This is a genomic window from Alcaligenes nematophilus, assembly GCF_026344155.1.
Lineage (GTDB): Bacteria > Pseudomonadota > Gammaproteobacteria > Burkholderiales > Burkholderiaceae_B > Alcaligenes > Alcaligenes phenolicus.
The window spans coordinates 48,686-60,339 of sequence record NZ_JAPKMZ010000008.1 but is presented as its reverse complement, the minus strand read 5'-3'; the positions used below and the strand labels follow the sequence as shown (position 1 = coordinate 60,339).

The window sequence follows — 11,654 nt, the reverse complement described above, 5'->3', positions numbered from 1 at the left end:
TGCTTTTAGTGTTTGCGCGAACGCAGTGGCCCTTCATCCATGCCAGTTGGCACTTTCAATCGGGTGGGCATGATCGGGCGCTCGCCCTGCCCCTTGTTCCAGTTACGAAGCTGATAAACCCAGGCCAGCACTTCGGCCACGGCCGAGTACAAATCCACAGGAATCTCGCGCTCCAGCTCCACGTTGAAGTACAAGGCCCGTGCCAGCGCAGGCGCCTCCAGCATGGCCACCTTGTGCTCGGCGGCCAGCCCGCGAATCTTGGCAGCAATCAGCCCCGTGCCTTTGGCAACCACACGGGGGGCACCGCCCTTGCCGTCCTGATACTTCAAGGCCACCGCATAATGCGTAGGGTTGGTAACCACCACATCGGCCCCCGGCACCTGGGACATCATGCGCGAACGGGCCATGGACCGTTGCTGCTGCCGAATGCGCCCTTTCACATGCGGGTCACCCTCGCTTTCCTTATGTTCTTCTTTCACATCCTGGCGCGACATGCGCAGCTTTTTGTAAAAGCTCCACAACTGCCAGGGCGCATCAATCAAGACAATCACCAGCAAGCTGGCGGCGATCAGGGCACAACACTTGATGATCAGTGTCATTCCCGTGGCAATGGCCGCCGTGGGATGCACATACATCAGGGCCGTCATCTGCTCGCGCTCGGTCCAGATCACATACACCGCCACCGAACCCACCAGACCGGCTTTGGCCAGGGTCTTGATCAGCTCGATCACGGTCTGCATGGAAAACATGCGCTTGATGCCCTTGGCCGGATTCATGCGCTCGAACTTGGGCTGCAAGGCCTTGCCGCTAAAGCTCATGCCGCCCAGCGCGATCGAGGCAAAGATCGCGACCACAACCAGCAGCAGGAACAGCGGTGCCAGACCTTTTAATGCTTCGCCTGCCAGACCGGCCGCCTGTACCACCATGGCGCTGGGATCGTGCGCTACGCGCGGATCAAACCAGACGCTGCGACGCACAATGCCGCCAAAAGTCTCGTACAAATAGCTGGCACCGGCCCAGATTCCGCCAATCCCGGCCAGCAGCATCAGGAATGTCGTCAGCTCTCTGGAACGCGCCACCTGCCCTTCTTCCCGCGCCTTTTCCAGGCGCCGGGGTGAGGCCGGTTCTGTTTTTTCGAGATCGCTGTCTTCTGCCATGGACTGCCAAGACGCAGGAATTGAAAGAATGAATCACGCGCCCAGCACGAATGTCGCGTTCGCACTGCAGGCCGCGGGGTCATTCTAAAAGAGCACCGCGGCTCTGATAGCGCGGAGAAAGCCCGATAAAAGCAGGCTGTTCCCCACAAGTAAAAAGGCGCTGCAAGGTGCAGCGCCTTTCTGAAGCGAACGCGATGATCGAATTTGGGTGAGGATTAAAAGCCCAGATTCGCCAGCAAGTCGTCCACCTGGTCCTGGCTGGTGACCACTTCCGAGGCTACCGGCGAGACCACTGGGCCGTTGATAAGGCTTTGAGTTTCTTCGCGTTTTTCTGTGGGGACATTATCGACCAGCACCTGGACCAGTTCGGTCTCGATGGTGCCAACCACACCCAGCATGCGCGTGATCACCTGCCCGGTCAGATCCTGAAAGTCCTGGGCCATGATGATTTCCAGCAGATTGTCCTGTGTCTGCTGGGCCTTGACGGGCACATCGCGCAAGAAGCCGCGGGTACGCTTGACCAGTTCGCGGGCCTGGTCCTGGTCCAGAGGCTGTTCAAACCACTGTTCCCATTCGGCATCCAGGGCCTGGGCGTCCTCTTGCAAGGACTCCTGCAAAGGACGCACCTGCTCGGCTGCGTTCAGTACCCGGTTGGCGGCCTGCTCAGTCATGCGAGCCACATAGTGCAGACGATCACGGGCATCCGGAATCGCGTGCGCGGCATCTTTAATGGCCTGATCCAGACCCAGTTCGCGCATGCTTTCCCGCAGCAGGCGGGTCAGATTGGCGATGCGGTAGACCAGATCAACCGGTACGCTTTGGGGGTCAGGATGATTCGGGGTTTGCTGTGGATCCATGACGTACTCCGTATTAACCGGCCATTTTCTCGAAGATCTTGTTCAGCTTCTCTTCCAGAGTTGCGGCGGTAAAGGGTTTGACGACGTAGCCATTGGCGCCCGCCTGGGCGGCGGCAATAATGTTCTCTTTCTTGGCTTCGGCGGTCACCATCAGCACAGGCAAAGAGGACAGGTTGGCATCGGCACGAATCTGCTTGAGCATTTCCAGCCCATCCAGATTCGGCATATTCCAGTCAGAGACCACAAACTCGAAATTGCCGTTGCGCAGTTTTTCCAGGCCCATCTGACCATCTTCTGCTTCGTCTACATTCTCGTATCCCAGATCCTTGAGCAGGTTCTTGATGATCCGGCGCATGGTGGGAAAGTCATCGACGACGAGAATTTTTATATTTTTTTGTACCATTTACATTCTCCAAATGAGTAGCATGCCAGTGCGTTCAGGACCGTTTATACACGGTGCCCAAAGGCCCCCACACTGGCCAGAATTCGTTCGCTGATCTGCCCCAGGGGCAAGGCGATGTCCGCCGCGCCAATTTGCAGGGCTTCACGCGGCATGCCAAAGACCACGCTGGTGGCTTCGTCCTGGGCAAAAGTCATGGCACCGGCCTGTTTCATGGCCAGCAAACCTTGCGCGCCGTCCTTGCCCATGCCGGTCAGAATGACACCCACGGCATTGCGTCCGGCCAGCTCGGCGGCAGAGTGAAACAACACATCTACCGAGGGTCGGTGGCGGTTGACAGGCTCACTGTCCACCAGCTTGACCACATAGTTGGCACCCGAGCGGGCCAGCTTCATGTGCGCCACGCCACCGGGAGCCAGATACACATGGCCGGGCAACACGCGCTGACCATCTTCGGCCTCGTGCACCTGCATGGAACACAGACCATCCAGACGGTTCACGAACGAGCGCGTGAAACCGGCTGGCATATGTTGGGTAATCATGATGGCCGGACAATTGGCCGGCAAAGGCTCCAGCACCTGGCGAATGGCCTCGGTGCCGCCAGTGGATGCACCGATCATGATCAGTTTTTCAGTAGTCGAAAAGTTGTGCGTCAGGCGACGAGCCGGGGCCGACCCTGCCGGGGCCGGGGTCGCACGACGTGGACGGGCAATGGAAGCGGCGCGGATCTTGTCGGCAATCAGGTCCGAGTAATCCAGCAAGCCATCACGCAGGCCCAGCTTGGGCTTGGTCACAAAGTCCACCGCGCCCAGCTCCAGGGCACGCAAGGTCACGTCCGAATTGCGCTCGGTCAGTGAGGACACCATCACCACGGGCATGGGACGCAAGCGCATCAGGCGCTCCAGAAAGTCCAGCCCGTCCATACGCGGCATCTCGACGTCCAGCGTCAGCACATCCGGATTGTGTTCTTTGATCAGCTCGCGCGCCACCAGCGGATCGGGGGCCACGGCCACCACTTCCATATCCGCATGACTGTTGATAATTTCCACCATCAGGCTGCGCACCAGGGCGGAATCGTCTACACACAAAACTCGAATTTTCTTCATGCTACTCATAATCCCGATTTCAAACGCCAACAGAGCTTGGGGCGGGGTGAAACTAATGGGCCCTAGTTCCGGACATACACCGTCTGACCCAGCAAACGAAAGGCCTTGGTCAGATAGGAGAAGTTCTCGGAATGCCCCACAAACAGCAGTCCGCCAGGCTTGGTGACGGCGGCAAAGCGCTCCAGAATGCGTGTCTGATCATCACGATCAAAATAAATCATGGTGTTTCTACAGAAGATCACATCAAAACGGCTGGAAGACGGCCAGGCCGGCCCCACCAGATTGAACTCCTCAAACTCCACCATATTGCGCAACACGGGCTTGACGCGTGCCAGCCCCTTGCGAGCGCCCACGCCACGCTGAAAGTAACGCGGCAGCCACAAATCGGGCACGGGCTGAATGCGCTCCAGGGTATACACGCCCTGGCGGGCCTTGTCCAAGGCCGCCGAGTCAATATCGCTAGCCAGAATGGATACGTTCACATCCGGTGAAGGGCAGTGTTCGCGCACCGTCATGGCAATGGAATACGCTTCCTCGCCCGTAGAGGCGGCGCTGCACCAGATATCCAGGGGTTTGCCGCGTGTACTGACAAACTTGCCCAGAATATCGAAGTGATGCTGCTCCCGAAAAAACGCGGTGTGATTGATGGTGAAGGCGTTGACGAAGTCCTGCCACTCCTGGCTATGTGTGTCCTGTTCCAGAATATCCAGGTACTGGCGTACCTCGCGCATGCCCGCGTTCTGACTGCGCATACCCAGCGTGCGGGCCACCATATCTTCTTTGTGGGTACCTAAGATGATGCCCGCATACGACTTGAGCAAGCGCGCGGCTCGCTCACAGTCGGCCCTCGAGGCTTGCGGGATCGAGGGCAATGTATAAACAAAAGGTTCCACAGATGTGCTCATATAACTACAGGCTGGCCAAGGTCCCGCTAAAAGGCCCCGCCGACAGACGCTCGGTAGAACGTAATCGTTCCGGCTCGGGCGCTTCAAACGGATCATCAATAATGTCTTGCGCACTGACTTTGAACGCCGACACCGCATCGGACAAACGGGTTGCCTGATCCTGCAAGGAGCCCGCCGCAGCGGTAGCCTGCTCGACCAGGGCCGCGTTCTGCTGCACAACCACATCCATTTGCGCAACCGCCCGGTTCACCTGCTCAATTCCTTCCGACTGCTCGTTTGAAGCCGAGGAGATTTCCGCCATGATGGTCGTTACGCTCTGTACCGAGCTGACCACTTCCATGACCACCTTGCCCGCCTCATCCACCTGTCGAGTCCCTTCTTTCACTTTGGCCAGCGACTGCTCGATCAAGCCCTTGATCTCGCGCGCCGCTTGCGCACTGCGCTGGGCCAGACTGCGTACTTCACCGGCCACCACCGCAAAACCCTTGCCCTGCTCGCCTGCACGGGCGGCTTCCACCGCGGCGTTCAAGGCCAGAATATTGGTCTGGAAGGCAATGCCGTCGATCACGTTCACGATCTGGGCAATCTGTCCCGAACTGGCCGACAAATCTTCCATGGTTTGCACCACGGTAGAGACCGCCTGGCCACCGCGCAGAGCCACTTCGGAAGCATTCTTGGCAACCTGATCCGCTTGCTGGGCATTGTCCGAGTTCTGACGAACCGTACTGGCCAACTGCTCCATGCTGGCCGCAGTCTGCTGCAAGGAGGCGGCCTGCTCTTCCGTGCGACTGCTCAAGTCCGTATTGCCCACATAGATTTCATGCGAGCCAAAAGTGATCTCTTCCACGCCCTGGCGCACGGTCTGCACCATGGACTGCAAGCTGCCCTGCATGCGACGCACGGCGTCATACAGCACACCAATTTCATTGGTGGACTTCACTTCCACGCGCTGGGTCAGATCCCCGCTGGCGATGCGATCAAAGTGCGCACCGGCCTGACGCAAGGGGCGCAACACCATGCGATTCAAGAACACATACACGGCCAAGGAGATAAACAGACAAAGCACCATGGCCAGACCCACCAAGCGGATCACCATGTTGTACTGGTCGTTTTCTTTCTGGTATTGCGAGTCGATAGAACGCTGCTGAGCTTCCTGCAAGGTGTTCAAGGCGCTGTACAGATCCTCTTCCAGGAACTTGGTGGTAGTCGCCACATAGCTGCGGAAACCCGCAATATCACCTTGCTCCAGATAGGCGATCAAGGGCAGCACGCCACCTTGCATCAGGGACATGAACGCCGCATCGACACGCTGGTAGTAATCGTTGGTGCCTTCCAGCTGGGTGGCAACACCCTGGTATTCAAAGAAGGCTTCCTGGGCCAGTTCAAACTGCTTGCGCGTGGCATCCAGGGCATCCCGGGTTGCCGAGCTGATCGCCGAGGTTTTGGGAGCCACATCGCTCCACTCGGCCATCAAGTCCTGGTTTTGCAGATCATTGCTGACCACATAGCTGATGGCCGCTCGTCCAATCAGGGTTTGAGTCTCTTTGTAGCGCTCGATGGCCTGATACATGGCCGAGCCTACACGCTGATTGACCACGATGCTTTGCAGCGCACCGTTATTGGCGCGCAAGGACAAAATCCCCAGAGCGGCGCCTGCCACCAGCATTGCTAAAAAAAACACCAGTACCAGAATCAGACTGGTCCGCACCTTCAGATTGGCTAAACGTAATCCATCCAGCATTGCAAGCACCTTGTCTAGAGTAGATCCGAACATCAGAGGCGCTTGTGACGCCTCCCCCGGCCCGAACATTCCTTGAAGGACCCGTTAAACAAGTCCCCGCCTGGCAAGTCTTTGCAGACTCGGGCGATCAGGCCACTGCGCTGTCAACCAGAGCCATCTCTTCACTGGTCATCAGTTTTTCAATATCCACCAAAATCAGCATACGTTCGCCCAGCGTACCGATACCGGTCAGGTACTCGGTCGAGAAGGCGGTGCCGAAGCTGGGGGCAGCGCTGATCTGGGACGATTGCAGCACCAGTACATCCGAGACACCATCCACCACCACACCCACTACGCGGTCGTGCAAGTTCAGAATCACCACGACGGTCTGGTGGTCGTACTCCACCCGTTCCATGTTGAAACGCACCCGCAAGTCTGCGATAGGAACAATCACGCCACGCAGATTGGTAACGCCCTTGATGAAATTGGGCACGTTGGCGATACGAGTGACGGTCTGGGAGTCGTAGCCCCGGATCTCCTGAACTTTCAGAATATCGATGCCGTATTCCTGGTCGCCCAGAGTAAATACCAGATACTCCTTGCCGCCAGCCTCGGCAGCTTCGGAGTGGGAAGTAAAGTCGTTGGACATAAAGATCTCCGAATAATCAGGCCCACGTCGAGGCGGGGTCCCGCGCCAGACGTTGCAAGGCAAAAACATCAACAATCAGGGCTACGCTGCCATCGCCCAAAATGGTGGCAGCGGAAATACCCGGAATTTTTCTATAGTTGGCTTCCAGGTTCTTGACCACGACTTGATGCTGACCAATCAGGTGATCGACCAACAAAGCAAAGCGCATGTCTTCGGCCTGCAAGATAACGGCAATCGCGCGCGTCACATCGGTCTCGGCCCCTTCAACCGAGAAGATGTCACGCAGGGAAATCAGGGGCAGATACTCGCCACGTACAAACATGACGTGATCGGTATCGGTGACGCTGCGCAACTGTTCTTCAGTGGGCTGCATGGATTCGGTTACGTGAGCCAGCGGCAGGATGAACACTTCATTGCCTACCTGTACCGACATGCCGTCCAGAATCGCCAGCGTCAGCGGCAGAACAATACGGGTGGTCGTTCCCTTGCCTGCACGCGAGTACAGCTGCACATGGCCGCCCATGCTTTGGATATTGCGTCGCACCACGTCCATGCCCACACCACGTCCGGAAATTTCCGTGACTTTGTCGGCGGTGGAAAAGCCGGGGGCAAAAATCAGTTGCCACACTTCGTCGTCCGGCATGGTCTCGGTGACCGGCAGGCCCGAAGACATGGCTTTCTTCAAAATACGTTCGCGGTTCAGACCAGCGCCATCGTCCACCACTTCAATGATGATATGGCCGCCCTGGTGCTGGGCCGACAAGGTCAGCACGCCCTCTTCTTCCTTGCCCGCAGCCAGACGATCCTCGGGCATTTCAATGCCGTGATCGATACTGTTACGCACCAGGTGCGTGAGCGGATCAATAATGCGTTCGATCAGGCTCTTGTCCAGCTCGGTGGCCTGCCCTTTGGTGACCAGACGAATCTTCTTGTTCATGCGGGCCGCGCTTTCACGCACCACACGCGGAAAGCGGCTGAACACGTAATCCATCGGCATCATGCGAATGGACATCACGGACTCTTGCAGGTCGCGCGCATTGCGCTCCAACTGTTCGATGCCATTTAACAGGCGATCATGCACGACCGGGTCCAGTGTCGAGGCAGTTTGCACCAGCATGGCTTGTGTAATCACCAGCTCGCCCACCAGGTTGATGATCTGGTCGACTTTTTCCACGCCCACACGGATCGTGCCGGACTCTTTGGGAGCCGCGGCCTTAGCGGGTTTGTCGGCAGCTTTAGGGGCAGCAGCAGAAGCAGGCGTTTCGGTTTTTTCAGGTTCAGCCGCAACAGGGGCTGGTGCTGGAGCGGCCGGAGCGACAGCGACGGGTTCGACAACCACGGCGGCGGCAGGAGCAGAAGCTGCGGCGGATGCTGGAGCCGCCGCTTGCCCAGGAGCAGCAGCCGGTTTTACCGACACCTGATCGGCATTCAGAATAAAGCAGCAAACGGCCAGGATGTCGTCCGCTGAACCTGTGGTTTCCACCCAGATATCCAGGCGATCGCCTTCACGGGTTTGATGGACGATGGTGCCCATCAACTCCATTTCTTGTTGCAGCGCCTCCGCATCTTTATCCGATACCGGTCCCATGGACACCCACAGTGGCAAGCCATCCGTATTGGCGGCCGGTTCCGGCTCGGGTTCCGCTTCGGCTTGCAGAATCGCTTCGGTTCCTTTGGCGTCCGTTGCCAGAATGCCCTTTTGCTCCAGGGCCAGTTGCCTCAATTGCGCGCAGATACGGGTATAGGCTTCCTCGTCAGGCTCCTGTTCCTCGCGGTAGGCATTGACTTGTCCGGTTAGCACGTCCTTGGTTTCCAGAAAGAGGTCAATCATGTCCTTGCGCAATTGCATCTCGCCATTACGGACCAGATCGAGCAGATTTTCGAGTAAGTGGGTAGTTTCAGCCAGCTGACCGAAGCAACCAAACGTGCCTGCACCGCCCTTGATCGAGTGCGCGGCCCGGAAGATGGCATTGAGCTGATCGCGATCAGGCTCGTCCAGATCCAGCTCCAGCAGCAAGCGCTCCATGTCCGCCAGCAACTCATCGGCTTCATCGAAAAAGGTTTCGTAAAACTGACTCAGATCTACGCCGGAGCTCATGAACACTTCCTTCCTGGTTATGGCTTAGAACAACAAAACAAAAAGCACAGCCCAAACACCTGGGCCGTTGGGCCTGTTAACAAGCCCTAGGGCACCACTGGCAAGGCAGAAGGCATTTCAGGCAGACCGGGAATATGAATACTGATTGGCCCCTCGGTCTCCTGCATGGCTTCGCGCAAATCAAACTCTTCCGAACCGCTTGCGGCTTGCTCGTCCATGCGTCGTTCGGCCCGGCTATTGAGCACGAGCAGGCTGATACGTCGATTTACGGCTGCGGCGGGGTTATCTTTAACCAGGCTGACACTATCGGCCAAACCCACGACCTGCTTGACCTTGGCCTCGGCCAGACCACCAGCCACCAGCTCCTGTCGAGCCGCATTGGCACGGTCGGCCGACAGCTCCCAGTTACTGTACAAACGCTCGCCACTGGCGTACTGCAGCGAGTCGGTATGACCGGAAATCAGAATACGGTTAGGCATCTCGTTCAAGGGAGCGCTTAGCGAGCGCAAAATGGCCCGCATGTAAATCTGCACCTGTGCGCTGCCCGTGGAGAACATGGGGCGGCTTTGACGGTCGATAATCTGGATGCGCAAACCGTCTTGAGTCATGTCCAGCAGTAGTTGCGGACGGAATTCTTTCAGCACGGGATCGATGCGGATCAGTTCTTCCAGAGCCGATTTCAAATCTTCCAGACGCTCCACATCCTGACGATCATCGGCCGCCTGGCTGCTGTTCGTGCCGGGATGGGGATTGGGAACCAGGCTGGGCTGGCCACCGGGAATGACGCTGCGCGAATAGTCGGCCTGATAGCCGCCCGAAACGGCGTCCATCAAGGGCATGCGGAAGTAATCGGCAATTTCCTTCAAGTCCTGCTTGGGAACCAGGGAAAGAATCCACATCACCAGGAAAAAAGCCATCATCGCCGTCATGAAGTCAGCGTAGGCAATTTTCCAGCTACCACCATGATGCTCGGCATGGGCCGTCTTCTTGCGACGGATGACCACGCGATCTTTATGATTGCTCATGAACGCATCCGCTTAGGCTTTGCGACCAGCACCCGAGCGGGCCTGACGTACATGCTCTTCCAGCTCCTGGAACGAAGGGCGATCGGAGGAAAACAGCACTTTACGGCCAAATTCCACGGCAAGCTGGGGCGGGTAACCATTCAGATTGGCCAGCAAAGTGACCTTGATGCACTCCAGCACCTTGACCGAATCCGAGGTACGGCGTTCGATGGTAGCGGCCAAGGGAGCGACAAAGCCGTAGGCCAGCAAGATACCCAGGAAGGTACCAACCATGGCCTTGGAAATCAGGTCTGCCAGCACGGCAGGCGGCTGGTCTACGGAGGCCAGCGCTTTCACCACACCCAGCACCGCCGCCACAATCCCGAAAGCGGGCAAGGCGTCAGCCACCTCACGCAAGGCGCGTGCCGGCACGTTGCGTTCGTGCTGGTGGGTTTCAATGTCCTGGTCCATCAGCGTTTCGATTTCAAACGAGCTCATATTGCCGCTGATCATCAAACGCAGGTAGTCGGACACAAAGTTCATCAAAGCCGGATCTTTCACCACATTGGGGTAATCGGCAAAGATGGGACTTTGTTCGGGGTTTTCGATATCCGCTTCGATGGACATCATGCCATCGCGTCGAGCCTTGTTCAGCAGCACAGACAACATGCCCATCAACTGCATGTATAACTGCTTGTTGTAGGGGCTGCTGCGAAATGCAATCGGCAACGCTTTGGCCAGCAGCTTGATGGACTTGCCGCTGTTGGACGCAAAATAGGCCCCCAGGGCCGCGCCACCAATCAGCAGTAATTCAAAAGGCTGGTATAGCGCACCCAAGTGCCCGCCCAGCCCCACAAAGCTCCCGAAAACGGAGACGAAAACAATGATATATCCAAGGATAATAAGCACGGATACGCCTTCTTCAAATACACGCTGCTAATGATGGCGGCAAGCAACCGGGCTAAAACGACGCGTTAATGGCCTTTTTCCAGCCTAGATCGACGCTTCCAGTTGCCTTGACACTTTCAGATTCTTATCAGATCCACATCAAAAACCAGCATCTATCCGGCTTTGCTGCACACTGACGACAAAAGCTATTGCTAGATGGGCACGTCTACCTGTGCGTTGACGTGCCCCGTGACCCTGGCTTGCGGCTCCTTGACCGGCTCTGATTTTCGACTTTTGCCGCCCGGAGATTTAGGTGTACTGCGTGCCTTGCTGGCACGGGTCTTGCCAGCCCGTGGTGGCGGACGGCAAATGGCACAAATAAAGCCTGATTCAGGATCGTGCGCATGGGCCACAAAGCCCCCCTTGCAGCGCTCGCACTGGGACAGCTGCAACAAACCGCTATCAAAAAAGCGCAGCAGCATCCAGGCACGAGTAAAACTCAGCACGGGCTCTTCATCCGGCCCCACGTCCAGACGCCCGGCCGACGATTGCTCCAGGTAAAGGCGATAAGCCTCGACCAGTGCACGGCTTTTATCGCACGGCGTATGCACGGCCATGAACTGGTAAATGCTGTAGAACAGGCTGGAATGAATATTGGGCAGCCAGGTCATGAACCAGTCGACAGAAAAAGGCAGCATCCCTTTGGGTGGCGAGCAGCCTTTGACTTCACGATACAAACGGGCCAGCCGGTCGTAGCTTAATGATGTTTCTGCTTGCAGGACCTGCAAACGCGCCCCCAGCTCAATCATGTCGGAAGCAAGCCCAATTTCCTGGGCTTCTTTGGCGACGCTTTTTATAGCCATAGTTCTT

General features: G+C 57.3%; 11 protein-coding genes. All 11 read right to left on the bottom strand.

Annotation, left to right across the window (positions count from 1 at the left end; translation table 11 throughout):
- Positions 1–5: 5 nt before the first annotated feature.
- Positions 6–1,157, bottom strand: coding sequence for a flagellar biosynthesis protein FlhB (gene flhB / locus OSH04_RS18425; RefSeq protein WP_021446829.1), 1,152 nt, complete (start codon positions 1,155–1,157; stop codon positions 6–8).
- A gap of 215 nt (positions 1,158–1,372) precedes the next feature.
- Positions 1,373–2,014: a protein phosphatase CheZ gene (gene cheZ, locus OSH04_RS18420; RefSeq protein WP_021446830.1), complete on the bottom strand. Its 642-nt coding sequence runs from the start codon at positions 2,012–2,014 to the stop codon at positions 1,373–1,375.
- Between the two features lie 13 nt (positions 2,015–2,027).
- Positions 2,028–2,417: a chemotaxis response regulator CheY gene (gene cheY / locus OSH04_RS18415; RefSeq protein WP_009458133.1), complete on the bottom strand. Its 390-nt coding sequence runs from the start codon at positions 2,415–2,417 to the stop codon at positions 2,028–2,030.
- 44 nt (positions 2,418–2,461) lie between these two features.
- Positions 2,462–3,520, bottom strand: a complete 1,059-nt coding sequence (locus tag OSH04_RS18410; protein WP_021446831.1) for a protein-glutamate methylesterase/protein-glutamine glutaminase — start codon at positions 3,518–3,520, stop codon at positions 2,462–2,464.
- Between the two features lie 62 nt (positions 3,521–3,582).
- Entirely contained in the window at positions 3,583–4,425 is an 843-nt protein-coding gene (locus OSH04_RS18405; RefSeq protein ID WP_026484567.1) for a CheR family methyltransferase, read from the bottom strand.
- A gap of 4 nt (positions 4,426–4,429) precedes the next feature.
- Positions 4,430–6,166 carry a methyl-accepting chemotaxis protein gene (locus OSH04_RS18400; RefSeq protein WP_035269028.1) on the bottom strand — a complete coding sequence of 579 codons (1,737 nt, stop codon included), beginning with the start codon at positions 6,164–6,166 and terminating at the stop codon, positions 4,430–4,432.
- A gap of 127 nt (positions 6,167–6,293) precedes the next feature.
- On the bottom strand, positions 6,294–6,794 hold the full coding sequence (locus tag OSH04_RS18395; protein WP_009455177.1) for a chemotaxis protein CheW: 501 nt from the start codon (positions 6,792–6,794) through the stop codon (positions 6,294–6,296).
- A 16-nt stretch (positions 6,795–6,810) separates the two neighbouring features.
- A complete protein-coding gene (gene cheA / locus OSH04_RS18390; RefSeq protein WP_266109028.1) occupies positions 6,811–8,892 on the bottom strand; it encodes a chemotaxis protein CheA in 2,082 nt (693 codons plus the stop codon).
- 86 nt (positions 8,893–8,978) lie between these two features.
- Positions 8,979–9,917: a flagellar motor protein MotB gene (gene motB / locus OSH04_RS18385; RefSeq protein WP_009455181.1), complete on the bottom strand. Its 939-nt coding sequence runs from the start codon at positions 9,915–9,917 to the stop codon at positions 8,979–8,981.
- A 12-nt stretch (positions 9,918–9,929) separates the two neighbouring features.
- Positions 9,930–10,805: a flagellar motor stator protein MotA gene (motA, locus tag OSH04_RS18380; RefSeq protein ID WP_026484570.1), complete on the bottom strand. Its 876-nt coding sequence runs from the start codon at positions 10,803–10,805 to the stop codon at positions 9,930–9,932.
- 191 nt (positions 10,806–10,996) lie between these two features.
- Complete coding sequence (gene flhC / locus OSH04_RS18375; protein ID WP_035269018.1) at positions 10,997–11,647, bottom strand: flagellar transcriptional regulator FlhC; 651 nt, start codon at positions 11,645–11,647, stop codon at positions 10,997–10,999.
- Between the last annotated feature and the right edge of the window lie 7 nt (positions 11,648–11,654).

Bases quoted from the DNA above. Each gene is read 5' to 3' on its own strand.
- flhB (WP_021446829.1), bottom strand. From the start codon at position 1,157: ATGGCAGAAGACAGCGATCTCGAAAAAACAGAACCGGCCTCACCCCGG.
- cheZ (WP_021446830.1), bottom strand. From the start codon at position 2,014: ATGGATCCACAGCAAACCCCGAATCATCCTGACCCCCAAAGCGTACCG.
- cheY (WP_009458133.1), bottom strand. From the start codon at position 2,417: ATGGTACAAAAAAATATAAAAATTCTCGTCGTCGATGACTTTCCCACC.
- OSH04_RS18410 (WP_021446831.1), bottom strand. From the start codon at position 3,520: ATGAAGAAAATTCGAGTTTTGTGTGTAGACGATTCCGCCCTGGTGCGC.
- OSH04_RS18405 (WP_026484567.1), bottom strand. From the start codon at position 4,425: ATGAGCACATCTGTGGAACCTTTTGTTTATACATTGCCCTCGATCCCG.
- OSH04_RS18400 (WP_035269028.1), bottom strand. From the start codon at position 6,166: ATGCTGGATGGATTACGTTTAGCCAATCTGAAGGTGCGGACCAGTCTG.
- OSH04_RS18395 (WP_009455177.1), bottom strand. From the start codon at position 6,794: ATGTCCAACGACTTTACTTCCCACTCCGAAGCTGCCGAGGCTGGCGGC.
- cheA (WP_266109028.1), bottom strand. From the start codon at position 8,892: ATGAGCTCCGGCGTAGATCTGAGTCAGTTTTACGAAACCTTTTTCGAT.
- motB (WP_009455181.1), bottom strand. From the start codon at position 9,917: ATGAGCAATCATAAAGATCGCGTGGTCATCCGTCGCAAGAAGACGGCC.
- flhC (WP_035269018.1), bottom strand. From the start codon at position 11,647: ATGGCTATAAAAAGCGTCGCCAAAGAAGCCCAGGAAATTGGGCTTGCT.